Annotated in this window: 21 protein-coding genes; 8 read left to right on the plus strand and 13 right to left on the minus strand. The window is 57.0% G+C overall.

What is annotated here, in order from left to right; translation table 11 throughout:
- Positions 1 to 89: 89 nt before the first annotated feature.
- From DXY16_RS01470 to DXY16_RS01485, 4 genes are read right to left on the minus strand one after another with little or no spacing between them, the layout of a single operon-like run.
- The gene (locus DXY16_RS01470; RefSeq protein WP_115118909.1) at positions 90 to 1058 is read right to left on the minus strand and encodes a lysylphosphatidylglycerol synthase domain-containing protein; all 969 of its coding nucleotides are present in this window, start codon (positions 1056 to 1058) and stop codon (positions 90 to 92) included.
- On the minus strand, positions 1055 to 2305 hold the full coding sequence (locus DXY16_RS01475; protein WP_115118911.1) for a LarC family nickel insertion protein: 1251 nt from the start codon (positions 2303 to 2305) through the stop codon (positions 1055 to 1057). Before DXY16_RS01475 ends, DXY16_RS01470 begins: the two co-directional genes overlap by 4 nt.
- Complete coding sequence (locus DXY16_RS01480) at positions 2302 to 2979, minus strand: hypothetical protein (protein ID WP_115118913.1); 678 nt, start codon at positions 2977 to 2979, stop codon at positions 2302 to 2304. Before DXY16_RS01480 ends, DXY16_RS01475 begins: the two co-directional genes overlap by 4 nt.
- Positions 2979 to 3617, minus strand: coding sequence for a hypothetical protein (locus tag DXY16_RS01485; protein ID WP_115118915.1), 639 nt, complete (start codon positions 3615 to 3617; stop codon positions 2979 to 2981). Before DXY16_RS01485 ends, DXY16_RS01480 begins: the two co-directional genes overlap by 1 nt.
- 97 nt (positions 3618 to 3714) lie before the next feature.
- Between DXY16_RS01485 and DXY16_RS01490 the strand changes: the two genes are divergently transcribed.
- Complete coding sequence (locus DXY16_RS01490; RefSeq protein WP_170953785.1) at positions 3715 to 4530, plus strand: lipopolysaccharide assembly protein LapB; 816 nt, start codon at positions 3715 to 3717, stop codon at positions 4528 to 4530.
- On the opposite strand, the gene DXY16_RS01495 is transcribed toward DXY16_RS01490, so the two are convergent.
- A complete protein-coding gene (locus tag DXY16_RS01495) occupies positions 4490 to 4783 on the minus strand; it encodes a hypothetical protein (protein ID WP_244281485.1) in 294 nt (97 codons plus the stop codon). The genes DXY16_RS01490 and DXY16_RS01495 overlap by 41 nt on opposite strands.
- 55 nt (positions 4784 to 4838) lie before the next feature.
- Here DXY16_RS01495 and xth point away from each other — a divergent pair, with 55 nt between their 5' ends.
- A complete protein-coding gene (gene xth / locus DXY16_RS01500) occupies positions 4839 to 5669 on the plus strand; it encodes an exodeoxyribonuclease III (protein WP_115118919.1) in 831 nt (276 codons plus the stop codon).
- Positions 5670 to 5703: 34 nt separating this feature from the next.
- Here the strand turns inward: xth and DXY16_RS01505 are convergent, their stop codons facing one another.
- Positions 5704 to 7161 (minus strand): FAD-linked oxidase C-terminal domain-containing protein, encoded by a 1458-nt coding sequence (locus tag DXY16_RS01505; RefSeq protein ID WP_115119117.1) that lies wholly within the window; start codon positions 7159 to 7161, stop codon positions 5704 to 5706.
- A 137-nt stretch (positions 7162 to 7298) separates the two neighbouring features.
- On the opposite strand from DXY16_RS01505, the gene hemL reads away from it, so the two are divergent.
- From hemL to DXY16_RS01520, 3 genes are all read left to right on the plus strand, one after another.
- Complete coding sequence (hemL, locus tag DXY16_RS01510) at positions 7299 to 8600, plus strand: glutamate-1-semialdehyde 2,1-aminomutase (RefSeq protein WP_115118921.1); 1302 nt, start codon at positions 7299 to 7301, stop codon at positions 8598 to 8600.
- Between the two features lie 18 nt (positions 8601 to 8618).
- Positions 8619 to 9884, plus strand: a complete 1266-nt coding sequence (locus DXY16_RS01515) for a carbohydrate porin (RefSeq protein WP_115118923.1) — start codon at positions 8619 to 8621, stop codon at positions 9882 to 9884.
- Positions 9885 to 10096: 212 nt separating this feature from the next.
- On the plus strand, positions 10097 to 10927 hold the full coding sequence (locus tag DXY16_RS01520; protein ID WP_244281486.1) for a DUF481 domain-containing protein: 831 nt from the start codon (positions 10097 to 10099) through the stop codon (positions 10925 to 10927).
- 82 nt (positions 10928 to 11009) lie between these two features.
- Here the strand turns inward: DXY16_RS01520 and DXY16_RS01525 are convergent, their stop codons facing one another.
- Complete coding sequence (locus DXY16_RS01525; RefSeq protein ID WP_115018599.1) at positions 11010 to 11192, minus strand: hypothetical protein; 183 nt, start codon at positions 11190 to 11192, stop codon at positions 11010 to 11012.
- 63 nt (positions 11193 to 11255) lie between these two features.
- Here DXY16_RS01525 and DXY16_RS01530 point away from each other — a divergent pair, with 63 nt between their 5' ends.
- Complete coding sequence (locus tag DXY16_RS01530) at positions 11256 to 11501, plus strand: hypothetical protein (RefSeq protein WP_115018597.1); 246 nt, start codon at positions 11256 to 11258, stop codon at positions 11499 to 11501.
- Between the two features lie 53 nt (positions 11502 to 11554).
- The gene (locus DXY16_RS01535; RefSeq protein WP_115118925.1) at positions 11555 to 12007 is read left to right on the plus strand and encodes a hypothetical protein; all 453 of its coding nucleotides are present in this window, start codon (positions 11555 to 11557) and stop codon (positions 12005 to 12007) included.
- 673 nt (positions 12008 to 12680) lie between these two features.
- Here DXY16_RS01535 and DXY16_RS14540 read toward each other — a convergent pair.
- Together DXY16_RS14540 and DXY16_RS01540 are read right to left on the minus strand one after the other, a co-directional pair.
- On the minus strand, positions 12681 to 12833 hold the full coding sequence (locus DXY16_RS14540; protein ID WP_170953783.1) for a hypothetical protein: 153 nt from the start codon (positions 12831 to 12833) through the stop codon (positions 12681 to 12683).
- A gap of 262 nt (positions 12834 to 13095) precedes the next feature.
- The gene (locus DXY16_RS01540; RefSeq protein WP_115118927.1) at positions 13096 to 13785 is read right to left on the minus strand and encodes a hypothetical protein; all 690 of its coding nucleotides are present in this window, start codon (positions 13783 to 13785) and stop codon (positions 13096 to 13098) included.
- 297 nt (positions 13786 to 14082) lie between these two features.
- Here DXY16_RS01540 and DXY16_RS14545 point away from each other — a divergent pair, with 297 nt between their 5' ends.
- Entirely contained in the window at positions 14083 to 14226 is a 144-nt protein-coding gene (locus DXY16_RS14545; RefSeq protein WP_170953786.1) for a hypothetical protein, read from the plus strand.
- A gap of 973 nt (positions 14227 to 15199) precedes the next feature.
- Here the strand turns inward: DXY16_RS14545 and DXY16_RS01545 are convergent.
- From DXY16_RS01545 to DXY16_RS01560, 4 genes are all read right to left on the minus strand, one after another.
- Positions 15200 to 15514: a hypothetical protein gene (locus tag DXY16_RS01545; protein ID WP_115118929.1), complete on the minus strand. Its 315-nt coding sequence runs from the start codon at positions 15512 to 15514 to the stop codon at positions 15200 to 15202.
- Between the two features lie 127 nt (positions 15515 to 15641).
- Positions 15642 to 16070, minus strand: a complete 429-nt coding sequence (locus DXY16_RS01550; protein ID WP_137006997.1) for a DUF805 domain-containing protein — start codon at positions 16068 to 16070, stop codon at positions 15642 to 15644.
- A gap of 113 nt (positions 16071 to 16183) precedes the next feature.
- Complete coding sequence (locus DXY16_RS01555; RefSeq protein ID WP_371410851.1) at positions 16184 to 16678, minus strand: YajQ family cyclic di-GMP-binding protein; 495 nt, start codon at positions 16676 to 16678, stop codon at positions 16184 to 16186.
- A gap of 314 nt (positions 16679 to 16992) precedes the next feature.
- The gene (locus tag DXY16_RS01560; protein WP_115119120.1) at positions 16993 to 17442 is read right to left on the minus strand and encodes a cupin domain-containing protein; all 450 of its coding nucleotides are present in this window, start codon (positions 17440 to 17442) and stop codon (positions 16993 to 16995) included.
- Between the last annotated feature and the right edge of the window lie 183 nt (positions 17443 to 17625).

Below are 17625 nucleotides of genomic sequence, written 5' to 3' on the forward strand. Positions count from 1 at the left end.
GCAAGCGGCACCCAGGCAGTGGCGATCAAGCCCAACGACAACACAGCCCTACGCATTGCGCATACCAGGCTCGAGCATCAGAGGGATCTTCAACGCTTCGCGGACGCATCCGCATCCTCGGCCCTCGCAGCACCGATCAAGGGCCACGAAGCCCGCTGATCCAGGAACACCGCTCCCGCCGCCAACACGTCGGCCAAGGTCACCACCAATCTGTAACTGAGGGCGACGGCGAGCAGCGGGGCTTCAGCGACAAAACCACTCAGTCGCAGCAGCAGGATCGCCTCAAACACCCCAAGGCCTCCTGGGGCCGCAGGAACAACCAAGCCAACCGTCCAGGCCAGGGAGAAACCTGCCAGCCAGATCCCCAGAGGGTGCCCCTCGCCGAGACCGAACGTTTGAACGCAACACCAGAATCCGGCGAACCGGCAGAGCACAAAACCCATCTCCATCGCTAGGGGCCACCAGGGGTAACCGCCGCGACCACTGCCGAGAGTGTTGGGATCAAGAGGGGCCAACGTGTCTGCATCGGCCCGATTGATCTGCTTCCATTTGGCCCGCTCCAGCCTCTTCAGCAGCGGCTCCCGGAAACGGGGAAGAAGCACAACGGACGGCAGAACACACAACAGTGCCAACCCTGTTTGCCAACCACCAAAAGGCACCCAGAGCAGGGCCGCTACAGCCATCACCAGCGGCTCCAGCAACACCGACACCAAAGCTCGGTTGGCACCGAGGCTGGGCTGCAGGGTGCGCAGGCGATCGACGAAATGCCAGACGCCTCCGGGCAGGTACTTGAGCAGATTGGTGCGCAGATGCAGAGGCACGAGCGCCAGGGATTCACGTCCATGGCCCAGCCAATCCACCAGCACCCGCCAGGCCAGAGCATTCACCACCAGACTCATCCAGCTGAAGGCCAAACCCAGCAGAAGCCACCACCATCCCCGGGCACTGATCGACAGGTCGCTCAGACCAGCGATGTGGCCGGACAGGGCCCAGCCCACGAAGCCAAAACTGGCAAGCGTGACCCAGAGCCGAAGTCCGCCCGGCAGCTGCAGCTTCACAGCGACCAATCCTCAAGAGGTCTGAAGCGATCGCCCTGCGCCAACACTGTTATCCGCACCTGTTCGATCGAGGCCTCTGCCTGCAGGCTGACACGACGCAATTCGTCGTGTTCCACTTTGAGCGTGGTGTGTCCACCTGGCCTGCGCACCTGCTTCACACGCACATCACCCCAGGGAGATGGGCAGAGACCCATCCTTCGCCAGAGCAGCCAACGACCCTGGCGCCGTTCACGCAAGCCCAGACTGGGGCCCTGCCCAAACCAAACAGCCCTCAACGCCGCGGCCCGATCTGGAAGGAGCAGCGCCGTCATCGCCACGCCCTGGCGGGCTTTGTGCATCAACGCAGGCGTGGTGACCACCTCAAGCGCACCCGCCTGGCGCAGGCTTTCCGCAAGGTGGGCAAGGTCTTCAGCGGAGGCATCATCAATCCAGGCTTCCTGAACTACGAGCTCTTGCCAAGCCAGATTCTGCTGTTCCGGTGGGGCCTTTGGCTCAGCCAGCTCCCCTGCCTGTACTGGCATCTCATCCACTCGCAACAGACGCAGAAGATTGGGACGATCAAGTTGACGGTGTCCTAGCCCAACCCCAATCGCCTCCACCACGAGGTCGCCGGGCTCCTCGAACGCCTCTGCCAAGACCGCCATCAGGGCCAACCCCGTTGGCGTGGTGAGTTCACCACTGGGGAGAGCAGGGCCTGATCGGAGCGGGACCCGGTGCTTTCGGGCCAGTTCCAAGACAGCCGGTACCGGGACGGGAAGGCATCCATGGGCGGTCTGAACGGTTCCCCGACCAGCAGGCGGGGGAAGACACAGCAGTCGCTTCGGCGCCATGAATGTGATGGCGGCACACACACCCACCACATCCACCAGGCTGTCGATCGCTCCCACTTCATGGAAATGAACCTGCTCCGGAGAGCTGCCATGCACGGCCGCCTCGGCTTCTGCCAGGGCAGAGAACACCGCCAGCACGCGAGTCTTAACCAAGGGATCCAAAGCGGCCTCAGTGATCTGCAGGCGCAGGTCCCGCCAGTGACGATGCTCTGCTGCCGCAGAGGCCTCCACCTCGAGCTGGAGTCCTCGCAGGCCTCCATTCAGGCTCTCCTCCACCACCAACCGATAGGCATCGCCGAGGCCGAGGGCTGCCAATGGTTGATGGATGACCTCCGGAGGCACCCCCAAATCCAGACAGGCAGCGAGCAGCATGTCGCCCGCGAGACCCGTGGGGCAGTCGACCACAAGGGTGCTCATCCGGCTTCAACCGTTCCGGACTGGGGCGATGACAGGAGCTGCTCAGCCAGCTGTTCCAGCCGGGGCTTCTCTTGTCGCAACCACTGATCCACCTCCCGGCGTGCGCGCCGCTGTTCCCGTTGGGCGGTGTCGACGTCATGACCAGACATCCCCCAAAGACGACCGAGCAGAGCAGAATCATCCGCACCACCACGGGCTGAGCCATACAGCAAGGTTTCAGCCACGATGCCCGCCTGCAGCACCCGACTCCAGCGCCTGAGTTCTTCCAGTGGCATGCGCACACTGTCGGGAATCACAAATTCGGTCGCACCGTTGCTACGCACTCCAGCCTGAAGGCAGGCCCTGGTGCCTACAAGCACCCGCTTGACAGGCAACGCGTTCTCCTGAGCCAGCAGTAGATGACCGGCCTCATGGCAAGCAATCCGACGTAATCGGGCCCGGCCGCCGGGCAAGGCCTCTGCCAGCAAGTGACCCCCCAGACCTTGCCACTGAGAAGCATCCACAGTGAAACCAACCAGCAGACCGATCACGCCCACGGCGATCCAGGCCGGGGAGATTCCCACCAAAGGGCCAACAACACCCACCAGCGTGGCTCCGCCCACAACCACTCCAGCAGTGCCACTCGACACCGAACCTTGGGATTGAGGACGTTCAGAGGGCGAGGAAGGCTCCATCAGGCCTCGGCCCGGCGACCTCGCCCCTTCCCTCCCCGACCCTTGCCGCCGCGAGTGGGCATCGGCGCAATCGCCTCGCAGTTTTCAACCTGCAAATCCTGCCCCTGACGTCGCACATCGAGGCTGACGAAATGTCGCAGCTGATCAAGCGGGATCTCACCCTTGAGCTGAAGCTTGAAAGGGAGCGGGCGACTTCCATCCGCACGGGGCTGCTGGCGCACCTTGACCACAAGGTCACCACTTTCCGGGCGCGTAAAGATCAGCTCACCGCGGATGGAGAAAAAATCATCTCCCTCCGGCAGGGTGTCGTGCACTGGCTCCGCCTCGGCAAGGGGCGACTGATCAGTGCGCTCAAGAGTGCTCGGCTCCCAGATCCCAGCAATCTGAAGATGCAGATGGCCGCCATCGCGAGAGCGGGGGTACACCACCCAAAGGTGAGGCTGCTCCATCGCCAGGTGTCGACGCATCAGTGTGAGCATCCGGCCGAGGACCACGGCCTCCAGTTCCTGCCCCTGGTCATCGACCAGCACCCCACGGGTCAGCTGCTCGTCAGATTCAGGGCGGTAGGTGCCGCGGACAACGCCGATGGCCCGGTATTGCAACGGTTCAGTGACCGGGGAAATCGGATGGTCGCGCATCAGTCAGAAAGGGCATGCAGTGGCCCGCAACAAACTCTAGCCAGCATTGGAGATGCCCCCCAGACTGATCGGACCTGGCGGGGAAAGGACGAAATCGGTGGCAGGACAGAAGCGCTGGTGGCTGGGGGGTGGACTGCTGGTCGCCCTGGGAGTGGGGTGGCTGCTCAGTGAGCTGATGAATGGTCAGTCCACGCCATCACCCAGCCGGATCGAAGTGGATCTTCAGGTGAGTGCCCTGCTCAGCAGACGTGAGCAGGGGCCCCTAAGTTCAGCCGACGAGCGGCGTCTGATCGAACGCCTGCTGGCCCTCGGACGACTCCCTGAAACCATCGTGTTAGTGGAGGAACAGCTGACAGCCCAGCCCAAGGCCTGGCGCTGGCGCCTGCTCCTGAGCCAGCTGCAACTGCGCAACGGCAATCCCAAGGCAGCCGAAACGCAGTTGCTGATCCTCATGCGGCTGCAACCCAATGAGCTGGAGGTGCTGCAGACGCTGGCCTTGCTTCGGCTGCAGCAGGGCCGTCACCTTGAGGCAGTGAAGTCAGTGCAGTCAGCCCTGAGCACCAGTCCAAAACCGGAACGGATGCCGATCGGCCTTCTGCTGGCTGATCTTCAACGACAAAGCGGTTCACCGAGCGCTGCCCTCAGCACCTATCAACAACTCAGCAAGGAAGCGCCGCAAGATGCCAGGCCTCTGCTGGCCGAGGCCGTACTCAGGCAGGAGCAGGGGGAACGGAAGAGAGCCCTCGCGCTGCTCGAAACAGCACGGCAAAGGCAGATGGCAACCAAAACCGACACGCAGGCTCTGGATGCCTTGGCAGCCCGCTGGGGGCTGGTGACGAACCGCGCCAGATCCGTCGGTGAGGGAACGACGGCTACTGAACCGAACCTGGGGTCTGCGACTCCCACCCCTTGAGGGCAGCGTCAATGGCGTCGGAGGGATCGGTGGCATCGTCCATTGACGTGGCCTGACGCAGCCGATTGAGCAGATCCATTGGGTTGGTGGCATCCAGCACCGACCCCTTGGGTTTTCCTGGTTCTGTGTTGTAAATCTCCTGCTCGGCCGGAGTCTGGTAGCCAGAAAGCGGAGCCTGAGCCTGGGCAGCACCTGCTCCACTCAACGCCACAGCCATGGCGATCACAGCAAGGCGTCGTTGGATCGGCAGCATCGTCTGACTCCGGTGGAGATCAATGCTAAGGGTCACCAACGATGGAAGGAACCCCATGCTGATTGCCAGCTGGAACGTCAACTCCGTACGCACCCGTCTGGAGCATGTGCTGGCCTGGCTGGAGCGCACCCAGCCGGATCTTCTCTGCTTACAGGAAACCAAAGTGGATGACCCCCTCTTTCCTGCAGCCGCCTTCGAATCGAGCGGCTATCAGCTCAGCTTCCATGGCCAGAAGGCCTACAACGGCGTGGCCATGCTCAGCCGCGAGCCACTCGACGATGTGCGCAAAGGCTTCATCGGTGAACTGGCTGAGGATGACGAAGCCCTGCAACTCGGGGAGCAGAAACGGGTGATCAGCGCCCTGATCGACGGTGTGCGCGTGGTGAACCTTTACGTGCCGAACGGATCTGGTCTGACGTCAGAAAAATATCCCTACAAACTGCGCTGGCTGGCGTGCCTCAAGCGCTATCTCGAAGCAGCACGAACGCGAGACGAACCCCTCTGTGTGGTGGGGGACTTCAACATTGCGATGGAACCCCGTGACATCCATGCCCCTGAGCGCCTCAGCGGAGGAATCATGGCCACCGACGCCGAACGGGAGGCCTTGCAGCAAGCCCTCGGCGACAGCATGAACGACGTGTTCCGCGTGTTTGAACCTGATGCGGGTCACTGGAGTTGGTGGGATTACCGAAGCGGCGCCTGGAACCGTGACAGCGGCTGGCGTATCGACCACATTTATCTTTCCGACGACTTGCTCAGCACTGCACGAGGCTGCGTGATCGACAAGCAGGAACGAGGACGCGAGCAGCCCAGCGACCATGCGCCAGTGGTGGTGGATCTGTGTTGGCCTCCGGCAGAGGAGGACGACGAGGACGACTGGGGATGAACTGTTCTGAACCAAGCCCCTGGCTGGGGTTGGTTCAGAAGGCGACCACTGAGGAATCGGCCGGGAGTGTCACAACCTTGCGGGAGGCCTCTGCACAGCTGGTGGGGGTGGGGAAGATCTTGCCGGGGTTCGCCAGTCCCTCGGGGTCAAACGCCAGCCGCAGTTGGCGCATGGTGGCCAGATCATCAGGCGAGAACATCCAGTCGAGATAACAGCGCTTATCGGCGCCCACACCGTGCTCACCGGTGATGCTGCCCCCCACAGCCAGGCACTCACGCAAGATCGCCGCACCGAGCTCTTTGACACGGGCATCCACGCCGGGCTCATCACGGCTGTAGAGGATCAATGGATGCAGATTGCCGTCGCCGGCATGGAAGACATTGGCAACAGGAAGACCATGGTCCCGGCTGAGGTCCTCGATCGCGGACAGCACCTGAGGCAGGCTGCTGCGAGGAACCACTCCGTCCTGGACGTAATAGGTGGATGAGATCTGGCCTACGGCGGCAAAGGCGGACTTGCGCCCCTTCCACAGCAGAGCCCGATCGGCAGCCTCATCGGCCCGGCGCACGCCGCGGGCTCCGGCATCACAGCAGAGCTGAGCAGCACGGTCTGCGGAGACAGCCACTTCAGCCGCTTGGCCATCAAGTTCGACCAACAACACCGCAGCGGCATCACGCGGGTATTCGTCGTGCCCGAACAGGTCGTTCACCGCATTGATCATGAAGTTGTCCATGATCTCCATCCCGGCAGGCAGCACTCCAGCAGCGGTGACCAGCCGTACCGCCTCTCCAGCCGCTTCCATCGTCGGAAAATCAGCCAGCAGCACACTGACGCGCTCCGGAGCCCGCAAGAGGCGCAAAGTAATAGCCGTGGCGATCCCGAGCGTGCCTTCACTACCGATGAACGCACCACGCAGATCCAGCTCAGGACACTCCACCAGATCGGCCCCGAGATGGGTGACGCTGCCATCAGGAAGGACCACTTCCATGCCCAGCACATGGTTACTGGTGACGCCGTATTTCAAGCAATGCACGCCACCAGAGTTCTCGGCCACGTTGCCGCCGATGCTGCACACCACCTGGCTTGAGGGATCCGGGGCGTAATAGAACCCTTCCCCCGCCACCGCTCGGGTGACCCAGCTATTGATCACCCCCGGCTGAACCGTGATCGTCTGATTCGGCAGGTCAAGAGCAAGAATCTGCCGCATTCGGCTGGTGACCACCAACAGCGCCTCCTGCTCGGTCACTGCCCCTCCGGACAAGCCTGTGCCACTGCCGCGAGCGACGAAGGGCACGCCGTGCTCGCGGCAGCAACGCAGCGTGGCCGCCACCTGATCCGTCGTGCGTGGCAACACCGCCAGAGGGGGCTGATGACGGTCAATCGTTAAACCGTCACAGTCGTACGCCAGCAATTCCTGACGTTTGCGCACCAGAGCATCAGACGGGAGGAGCCGGCTGAGATCTCTGTCCAGAGCTGCCCAGTCGTGGGTCAAGGGGCGCAAATTCGCTTCCAACAACTCTGACAGAACCGGAGCTGGAGCAGCAGGGCCAGGTTCACAGTTCAGTCGCAAGTGACCATTTTGAGTCAGGATGCTTCACGGTTTGCATCTGCCCCTTGGCATCCGTCCCCGTGACAGCTCCCACCCTGAACACCAGCCACTCCCAGGCCATCTTCAGTGCTGCCCAGAGCCTGATGCCTGGTGGAGTGAGCTCGCCGGTGCGGGCGTTCAAGTCGGTGGGCGGCCAGCCGATCGTCTTTGACAGGGTCAAAGGTCCCTACGCATGGGACGTCGATGGCAACAAATACATCGATTACATCGGCAGCTGGGGGCCGGCCATTTGTGGCCATGCCCATCCAGAGGTGATCAGCGCCCTCCAAGAAGCCATTGAGAAGGGCACCAGCTTCGGGGCACCCTGCGCCTTGGAAAACACCCTGGCAGAAATGGTGATCGACGCCGTCCCCAGCGTTGAGATGGTGCGTTTCGTCAACAGTGGAACCGAGGCCTGCATGGCCGTTCTGCGCCTGATCCGTGCCTTCACTGGTCGTGACAAGGTGATCAAATTCGAGGGGTGCTACCACGGGCACGCCGACATGTTCCTAGTGAAGGCTGGTTCCGGTGTTGCCACCCTCGGACTCCCCGACTCCCCTGGGGTGCCGCGCAGTACGACCGCCAATACCCTGACCGCCCCTTACAACGACCTTGAGGCCGTCAAGCAATTGTTTGCCGAGAACCCTGACGCCATCTCCGGCGTGATTCTCGAGCCCATCGTCGGCAATGCCGGTTTCATCACCCCTGAGCCAGGCTTCCTGGAAGGACTGCGAGAGATCACCAAAGAAAACGGCGCTCTGCTGGTGTTCGACGAGGTGATGACGGGCTTCCGCATCAGCTATGGAGGGGCTCAGGCCCACTTCGGCGTGACGCCTGACCTGACCACCATGGGCAAGGTCATTGGCGGAGGCCTCCCCGTGGGTGCCTATGGCGGACGCAAGGAGATCATGGAAATGGTGGCTCCTGCTGGCCCGATGTACCAGGCCGGAACCCTCAGCGGCAATCCCCTGGCCATGACGGCTGGCATCAAGACACTTGAGCTGCTCAAGCAACCTGGCAGCTACGACAAGCTCACCGCCACGACCGAAAAGCTGATTGCAGGGATCAAAGCTGCTGCTACGGAAGCGGGGCTTCCGATTACAGGGGGCAGCATCGGAGCCATGTTCGGCTTCTTCCTGTGTGAAGGCCCCGTTCGCAACTTTGAAGAAGCCAAAGCAACTGACGCGGAGCGTTTCGGCAAGCTGCACCGCGCCATGCTTGAGCGTGGTGTGTACCTCGCCCCTAGCGCCTTTGAAGCTGGCTTCACCTCCCTGGCCCACAGCGATGGTGATATCGAGGCCACCATTCAGGCCTTCCGCGACAGCTTCGCCGCCATTGCCTAAGCCTTACCCACCAGAGCCATGACCTGCAGATGCACGGTTCAGCGAATGCTGGCCGGCCTGGCAGGTCTTTTTGTTGCCGGATTACAACCACAGGCTGCTGCGGCAAGCCCGATGCAGTCCTGGTTGGGGCTTCCCGAGTGGGTGGACTTCAATGTTGACTACACCGCAGAACCGATGGCGGGGCTTCTGGGTGGCTTGAATCCAGCTGCTGCGAGCTGGATTCAAGCCACGGTGCTCAACCTGACACTCAGCTCCGGAATTGAGAAAGCAGCACAAGACTGGTCGGAAGTCGACCACTGGCAGCTCAATCTGGAGCTGAGTCACTATGCGGGCAATCAGAATTTTGCCAACGAACTTGGTGCAGGATTTGCACTGCAAGAGCTGTCATATCCAGACGGCACTTGGATCAGTGAATCCAGCATTCGCCGCAATCGTGGCACGAGCTGGTGGAGTGCGGAGGTCGGATTGATCTCACTCAATCCTGATTTCCTGGTCACACCAGCCACGAACAACTACATCAACTCCACCTTCAACAACACGCTCAATCTCCTAGTTGAGGGGTTACCAATCAATCCGTTTGTCGCACCTGGAGTGCGATTCAGCGTGCATACAACTGCACTTGGAGATACGAGCTATGGCTACTTCAATCTGGACAAGGAAAACAACATCGCCGCAAGCCTGGGTGTCAATCCCGAACAACCTGATCTCCGCGGGAGTGTTCAGGTAGTGCAATGGAGCATGAATCCTTTACCAGCACGCACAGACCTGCTGGAGCCCATTGAGATCCAGAGCAACAACAGCCATGTGGCGCGACAGCTCCCGCCACCAGCCGTCCAATTAGGAGGGTTACTGGCCAACACCGAACTCCTGACAGAGAACGCCTCTGATATCGGCGACGGGATCAATCGCGTGGTCTACGCATCCATCACCTGGCCAATGGATCTACCCATTGGCCAGGACAACAGGGTGTGGATCGCAGGCGCCCTAGGTCTCGACTCTGCCAACAACCCAGTACCAAGCTTTGCTGAAGCCGGCTGGCTTTCTCAGGGTCCCGTGCCGCATCGCCCACTGGATGTCCTCGCCTTAGGCATCAGCCGCAGCAGCTTCAGCCCAACGCTGCTGCCCAAACAAAGCTTTGAAGGTGTGATTGAACTGAACTATGCGATCTGGATCTCCGAACACGTTCAGTTGCAACCCCTGATGCAATGGATTCTCAATCCATCTGGTCGTGGTTCCGTGCCTGGGATCTGGGCCACGGGGTTACAGCTGAATCTGAATCTTTAAGCAGTTGATGCCCACGAGCACGGACCGATTGATCAAGCCTCAACGAAGAACACCAATGCAAGCAGTGGCATGAGACAGTAGCCGCGGTTCTTCGATGCCCCTTGGTCTACACCTTCAACTCTGGGGCCCACCGCCCAATCGGTGCGCTTGCCATCATCACTGTGCTTGCGAGCGGAGTCACGTGTCCGATAGGCAGAGCTCAAGCCGAGACGGTGGAGCTGATCCTGCGCAATGGTGACAGCCTCAAAGGCACCATCGTCAAGGAAGAGAGCAACGGAGACGTCACCGTGCTGATCCATCCGGACCTTGGACGCATGGAGATCAAGAAAGCAGCGCTCAAGCCCCGCACCACCAGGCCCTGGAGCGCCAGTCTGTCCGCCGGTATCAACAGTTCCAACACTGACGATGACCTTTCCGCAGGCGGAGCACTGACACTGTCTGCGAAGTACAAGCAGAACAAGGACGAGCTGACCTTCAATGGTCAGGCCCATTACGACGTTTCTCGCGATGTCGGAGAAACCGAGAACAGTGTCGACACCAACGAAGGGAATGCCGAACTGCGCTACTCCCGCCAACTCAAGGGCGATCTCAGCACCTACATCTCCGGCCGCTACAACTACGACGCGCTCAATGCGATCGGAACCGACACCGTGGTCGGTTCGATCGGACTGGGCCTTGATGTGGTCAAAACACCAACCACTGTGGTGAACCTGTCCATCGGCCCTTCACTGCAACAGCTCTGGGGTGGCTCTGGCTGCATCAATGATCCGGTCTGCGGCAACCTCTACGCCGCCAGCACAGCGCGAGCTCATATGGAGTGGAAACCCAACAAAAACATCAAGCTGAGCCTCACCAACCAGTTCAGCGGGGCCTATGTGAATGGGCTCTCTCCGAGCAATACATTTTCCGGAACCCTGAAGGTATTTCCAACGGGCAATCAGTCATTTTTTACCTCATTCAGCGCGCAGACGATTTACAACTCGCTCCAAACACCACAAATCAACAACAGCATGTCGATTCAGCTCGGAACCGAATTGAAGTGATCAAGTCACAACGTAGTTCTCAGCTTCTCAAGCCTGCCCCTTAAAAGACTTTCAACAAAAACCTTTAAGCATCAAACTTGATCTATTTCTTCTTGCCATCAAGCAAATCAATCAACCCTTGCAACTTTTCGATCGACTCCCGCACCGCAGCCGCCTCAGGCATGGTGCCGTCCTCCATCACCGCAAGGTGCATCTCCTTGCACATATTGCGTAATTGCTGAATTCTCTGCTTGACGTCGGCTTTCTTTTCAGCTGCAGTCGGCATTGAAATCCAAGCAATTTCGGCAGCTTACCATTTACAGCATGGAAACATGGGGCGATTCTGCCGATGGCGCGTGACATCCCAGCCCAGGAGCAGACACGCAAGTGGTTCCGCAGCCATCTGCTTGGACGCGAACTGGAATTACAGGAGCTGTATGACTTAGCCCCTGGAGAGCTGGATCTGCTGATGGCGGAAACAGCGGAAATCCGCTCCGACCTCGAGAACAAAGCCCGTAGCCATGGCCGGTGGTGCACCGCCGGCTACGTGCTTCAACTGGCTCGGATCATCGATGCACGCCGCGATGCCGAGTAAAGGATTCCCAGGGATGATGCAGACATGATCCGCCGGCCCTGGAGCCTCCATCTGTGAATGCGCCCCTTGCCGACCAGCTGCTGGCCATGGGCATGCAGGACCTCGACATCGGGCTGGTGCTAGCCAGGCTTGGCGATGAGCACTACGACCTCAATGACACGTGCTTGCTTGCGGAAGTCTTGGCTCCCAATCGGATCCAGGCGATCGAAACCTTTATCTGGGGTCATCTGAGACCAAGCTTTCGCGGCAAACGTTTCTGCCTGAGCCCCGATTTCCTCAAATCAAATGTTGACTGGGGCAGTGCCTGGCGACTACTGCGTCAACGGCACGGCATGGGCTGTGTCCAGCTCCCCAAGGAATCGGACCAGGACATGGTGCGTTTCCTGTTCGTGGCAGGCCGCAATGCCCTGTCGCCAAACACTCCAGTCCTAGATCTTGATCAAGCCGATCCGCACTGCAGCGATCAGCTGATCTGGGGACAGCCCCTGAAAGCAAGCGCGTCCTGAACCAGGCCAAGACCACCCGAGCAAGGACTCACAGGGCGAAGAGAATCTCGATCAGCGGTGCCGATCAGCCCAAGGGAGCAAACCAACAACCAACCTCAACTTAAACCTCAACCTAGGCAACGCCAATCCATGCGAATGCATGCATCACGCACGGTAGATGAGGCTTATCCTCGCCCAGTTTGCAACTAGTTTGGACCACAGACTTTGCGTGCCATCCCTCTTCGCCAATAGATCGACGGATTCCGCTGACCCTCAACCTTAAGAGCAATACTGTCATCATTTACAACAGAATAGTCGCCTCCATACTTCCACGCAGAAGCGACATTCCTGCCATTCATCGGCAAGTAATAAATGCCCTTTTCAGCGTAAATTACATCAGACGTGAAACATCCACCGAAGTAATTCCATGACGTCTTGTTATTGGGCGCTGCGCTTACCGAAAAAGGAACAAAGAGAGAAAGCAGCAAAGGCAAAAACTGCTGCAACTGAATCACTTGCTTCATCAAGAGGCGAAGGCTCGTCCTTCATGAGGGCTTGACTGCAACGATAGGGAGCATCCGTCAATGCGCCGCAAACTCTGATTGAGCGGAGAAGCACGGCAACGATGATCGGCGCGAGACCTGGCGGAGCTCAGGAGCAGATCATTGCCTTCGCAAGGACAGGCCGATCGAATTCAGCCGTGGAGCTGCGCAAACCAGAAGCCGGCCAATTGCCAACTCGACCAGAGGAAGATGGCCAAAAAGAGCCAGTTCATCCACGCCGGTCGATTTCTGTTTTCAAACATGGACTCCCAAGCAAGGCTGGGCTCATCTTCGCCGCCAACCACGCAAGCCCTGAAGAACTCGTCATGGTTTGATGCTGGCCACCCAGCTTGGGAACACCACTTGCCTCACCTGATGCGGCCACTCCCCATTCTTAAGTTGTAGACCTGAGATCACCAACACTGCTCAAGAACATCAGCTGACCATGTTGGCGATCAACCAATCAGGCAATCAGGCAATCAGGCAATCAATACGGACAACAAAGAGATCAAGGCCAACGGCTTTGGCCTAGCGCTTGCTTGGAACAAGACTGTGAACGCACAGAAACTAAAGACCCTCGTTCAAGAAGGGCGGATTAAAAATATAGTTTTCACCATAAACCTCGCACAGCGTCAGAAGCTTTTTATCGCTCAGGGGTACTTGAATTAAGTTGCGATCAACACGTGAAAAAACCCGGCAGCGCGTCCTTGGCGGGTCGCCTACATCAACACCAACCATGACTTCATAAACGAGATCACTGTCAGTGATGGGGTCGGCAGTCATTGGTTTCTTGTAGACCTGATGATCCCATGAACAACAACTAGACCGACCACTTGCAACGTAATAGTCGGAGATACGCTTAAACCCAGCATATCCACCCTGGAAGAAAAGATAGGCGTTGATCGGCCCAGGGCCTACAGAAGTCTTGAAGATACGATGCTCACAATTGGGACCTGCACCGCAGGCACCAGTCTCTTCAATTTCAAACAGTCCATCCGCATCAATATCTCTCAACCGCCAACCACCTGTAGGAGCTTGAGAGACAGACTGTGTGCGCTTGAGCAGCGAGAGACAGGATTCACTGCCTTGAGGCTGGAATTCAACGTGGAGCGTTCGACTCTTTGTCGCATCACATTGACGTTGTGTGATGCGAATCCGAGAGCCATCTGCATTGAGCTTCTCAGAATGCATGACATCACATGCAGCAAAGGCTGAACCATGGCTCAACAGCAAGGCTGCAACAAGAAATGTTCGCATCAACTCAGCTTAAAACACAGTCGGATCTGATAGTTGATGCCACGGGCTGGTAAGCCGAAGAGCCTTTAGCAGTCCTCACCAGAACAATGCCCAGGCCCGGTGAGTTCAGCATGGACCTTGGCATGTCTCCCTCCTGAATGAACTAGAAGATTAAAGATGCCATCCATCCAATCTCTTGGCCAAACACAAGAAATAAGCAGGTATTGGGGCTGGAATTTTGCGAGAATCTGTCACTTTGATTGCAAACAAGCTATGGCCGAGAAGCATTGCTACCAATAAGACAAGCGCCTCTCACGCATGGATTCACTGATCGCAATCATCCTGACACTGGCAATAGCATCAACGGCAAGCGTCATGGCGTTAACAACGCCAGATCTAGAAATCAAACCATCGACAGATCGCTCAACAGGCACAATAAAAAATTCTAGCGATATCGAATGAAGCGAGTCGCGGCACTAGTTGCAGTGTTCAAAGCGCGCAGGGTGCACAAGCATAGAGACAGTTAACAAGTTGAGCGATCACCCCAATGTAGAAAATTTGACAAAATGGTCGAACGCGAAGCCTAGAAAGGTACCTGCTCAGAATGGCCTCTAGGGCAAGTTAGCGATGATGTTAATGCCAAGAGGCTGAGATTAGACGGCACTCGAGATACAGCATTCAAAACAATCAATGATCACTGCAATAAGCCTGAGGCGAAGGAATTCTGACCTCAAAAGAGCAAACAAGCTAGACACCGCATGACAATGCAGCTCTCACTGGCATCAACAGCCATCAATCAATCTGCTCTCACTCACCAATCAGGCTGATCTCAGAATGGAGGAATCACTGTTCTATTCCCCGAGGTTGATCTTATTTGAGTACCCCTGCCACTTGAGGTCGAAGCCGCATAGGTAATTCTCCCATTATCCTCAACGATTTTTACATGGCACTCATCAACGGTTCCACCAGCATAATTCCTGCAATTTGAATAGTAATAACTAACGACCTTCCCATCACTGATCCACTTAACCTTGACCCCAGACATGCTGCCGTTGCGCCATAGCCTGGTCAAAATACAACTCTCCTTCACGCCATTGAAGTGGCATTCGGATTGGACCTGAGAAGATACTGTGGGCGGAAAGACCATGAGAATGATCAGCCCAAGAACAGACCTCTTGAAGACTGAAAGCATCATCAAGCCTCATGCTTATATCAACTAAACAGAATTTTAACCGACGACCTCCTGCCGAAGAGTCGGTCAAGATTCTCAGCAAGGGGGATTCAATACGTCCACCCACTACAGGAAGAGGTCTTTATCGATGGAGGCAATTTTGTTGAGAACTTTCAAAACGAGCACCTCCAAATTGCATTGCTGTGATCAACCCAGGTCCAAGACATTCACTTCACCTAGAGACTTGCATCCGATGTTCTCAATTCAAACCCATTCCCAAACATACAATATCAGACTTGCTAATTCTGTGGCAGCAACTACGCAAAATGCCGCCGACAAAACTATGACTCCGACAGCAAGAGATTTATTTGAATACTGCTTCTTGATCAACACGATGGCGGACACAACAAGAGCAACAACCCCCAGCGTCAATTGCGGCAAAAGATAGAACAAACCACTAAACACGCCCTGCAAGAGACCAACGTCTACAGGCGAATGGACATGAAGAAGCCAAAACAATGAACTGGCAAGGCTGTAGAGCGTAGAAGCTATCAACAAAAGAATTGGTATCAGCTGCATTTTTAATGCGTCACCAAATTAAGTTTGGTCAAGAATTTCAAGCTTGATCTACTCCTGAAGCTGCATGCATATGCAATTTAAACATGCAACTTCAAGTCAGCTCATTGCATTGACCTAGATCCAACCCCTAGCCAGCCTTCGCACGAACAAACTCACGGTATTCTCGCCCAGGCTTGAAAAGAAGGATAAGCGACCAAACAATCATGGGCAAAACAACAATCAAGGCGTGGAACTTATCGTATGCAGTCATTACCTCAGAGGCAGGTGAAACAGGGAGAAGCCATAACCCTTGAAACACCACAAGCCACCAATACTTGATGCCGGCATCATTCATCCGCCTTAGATCAATTGGGATAAAGAGGACAAGTCCAAGAACAGTCACAAAAGGTGACTCAAACAAGGCGAATGAAAGGTCATTGCCGGCCAGCAGAGAGAGGCCTGCATACACAACAAGCAGAGGGATCATCAGGAGAGCCCTTAGCAAGCCCTGCCGGAAGTAGCGCAGCCGACCTAGCTCACCCTTCCAGGAGAAAAACTGAGGGAGCGTCTGTTCCATTGCCTTCGTTTCTACTGAGTTCAGTCTGAACCCCATCGACAAGTTTGACGACAGAGAGAGATTGGGATACCGACCAAGAGTCGAAACCTGCTGTTAAAGCGAGGAAGGTATCACTAGCGGTAATTCTCGAACTGGAGAGGCACGTCTAGATCATCCTCCTTGGTTTTCAGCAGCTGGATCGCCTGCTGTAGATCGTCCTTGCTCTTGCCAGTGATGCGCAGGCTCTCCCCCTGAATCGCAACAGTGACCTTCTTCAGCTCATCACGGACGCTCTTACTCAGCTTCTTGGCAAGCTCCTGACTGAGCCCCTTGCGCAACTTCACCACCTGCTTCACCCGGTTACCGCCCACGGCCTCAGGGGTCTGAAAATCAAAGATTTTGAGCGAAAGGTTGCGCTTGGTCGCCTTGGTGCGGAGCACATCCTCCACAGCCTGAAGGGTCATATCGCTGGCAGTGGTAATCACCACCTCGGTCTCCTCGAGATCGATCTCCGTCGCTGAGTCCTTGAGGTCATAACGGTTGCCAACATCCCGGCGAACCTGATCAAGGGTATTCACCAGCTCCTGGCGGTCAAAATCGGAGACCACATCAAATGAAAAGCTTGCCAAAATGCTGCTCTCTTCGTTGCCGACTGAGTTCAGTCTTGCAATCAGAGCGCCGAGCTGCCAACTGCAGCACCTCAACAGGTGTCTCTAGCACTAGGAGAGAAGAGGTGCATGCCCTCACCCCAGTCAGTCAAATGCCACGGTGACCGCTTCGGTGGGATTGCATGCAAAGCAACACCCATCACCACAAACACAGCCAAGATCCATCAACGGCGGCCAACCAGTTCTGATCAAAGCGCGCTGCAATGACATGAACCGACTCTGACTCAAGCTTTGGCTTATCAATCAACGTGCTGGCTCAATAAGGCTTCGGTTTTTCATGGCTTGGTCAATACTGTCGTTGGGACTCCTTTCTCACCTGCATAAACGACAACAACATTGACATCTTTTGGGCCCAGAGCTTTGCCCGAATGAATGGTATTAACCACCTCAATCAAGGCATCACCTTCTTGGTAGATCTTTTTCCTACCATCCGTTAACTGCAGCTCAAGATTCCCCTGAAGGATGACAGCGGCATTAATGACAGGGTGATAGTGCCAAGGCAAGGTGACACCCGCGGGAATTGTGATTCGAAGAACCTTCACTTCAGGTTGTCCACGGGGATACTTCGGCAAAATCGCCCCATTCCATTGACGGCTCGAGTTCGCTAATTCTTCAACCGTGACACCCAACTCTGAGGCGCCATGGCCGTCATGGGTCCTTCCAGGGGCCCCAATCAGACCCGAAGCAACCAGCAACAGCGGCAGAGTCAACACGATGTTTTTCATGGTTGCAAGGTGGGTGCTCAATACATGGTGGCGACGACAGAAGCTGGAATGCATCACCACACCGGCACGTCCAAGCGATGCCTAGCCACACTTCGCCGACCCCATTGCCGCAAGCGGTCTTCAGCAAACAACGCTTGAGTTTGAGGGTATCGAGATACGGAACATTGGTTGCATGAGCTGCAC

The sequence above is a fragment of the Synechococcus sp. UW105 genome, from assembly GCF_900473935.1.
In the GTDB taxonomy this organism is placed as follows: Bacteria; Cyanobacteriota; Cyanobacteriia; order PCC-6307; family Cyanobiaceae; genus Synechococcus_C.

Excerpts from the sequence above, each read along its gene's own strand:
- DXY16_RS01475 (WP_115118911.1), bottom strand. The coding sequence starts at position 2,305 with ATGAGCACCCTTGTGGTCGACTGCCCCACGGGTCTCGCGGGCGACATG.
- DXY16_RS01480 (WP_115118913.1), bottom strand. The coding sequence starts at position 2,979 with ATGGAGCCTTCCTCGCCCTCTGAACGTCCTCAATCCCAAGGTTCGGTG.
- DXY16_RS01485 (WP_115118915.1), bottom strand. The coding sequence starts at position 3,617 with ATGCGCGACCATCCGATTTCCCCGGTCACTGAACCGTTGCAATACCGG.
- DXY16_RS01495 (WP_244281485.1), bottom strand. The coding sequence starts at position 4,783 with ATGCTGCCGATCCAACGACGCCTTGCTGTGATCGCCATGGCTGTGGCG.
- xth (WP_115118919.1), top strand. The coding sequence starts at position 4,839 with ATGCTGATTGCCAGCTGGAACGTCAACTCCGTACGCACCCGTCTGGAG.
- DXY16_RS01515 (WP_115118923.1), top strand. The coding sequence starts at position 8,619 with ATGACCTGCAGATGCACGGTTCAGCGAATGCTGGCCGGCCTGGCAGGT.
- DXY16_RS01525 (WP_115018599.1), bottom strand. The coding sequence starts at position 11,192 with ATGCCGACTGCAGCTGAAAAGAAAGCCGACGTCAAGCAGAGAATTCAG.
- DXY16_RS01530 (WP_115018597.1), top strand. The coding sequence starts at position 11,256 with ATGGCGCGTGACATCCCAGCCCAGGAGCAGACACGCAAGTGGTTCCGC.
- DXY16_RS01540 (WP_115118927.1), bottom strand. The coding sequence starts at position 13,785 with ATGCGAACATTTCTTGTTGCAGCCTTGCTGTTGAGCCATGGTTCAGCC.
- DXY16_RS14545 (WP_170953786.1), top strand. The coding sequence starts at position 14,083 with ATGGATTCACTGATCGCAATCATCCTGACACTGGCAATAGCATCAACG.
- DXY16_RS01545 (WP_115118929.1), bottom strand. The coding sequence starts at position 15,514 with ATGCAGCTGATACCAATTCTTTTGTTGATAGCTTCTACGCTCTACAGC.
- DXY16_RS01550 (WP_137006997.1), bottom strand. The coding sequence starts at position 16,070 with ATGGAACAGACGCTCCCTCAGTTTTTCTCCTGGAAGGGTGAGCTAGGT.
- DXY16_RS01560 (WP_115119120.1), bottom strand. The coding sequence starts at position 17,442 with ATGAAAAACATCGTGTTGACTCTGCCGCTGTTGCTGGTTGCTTCGGGT.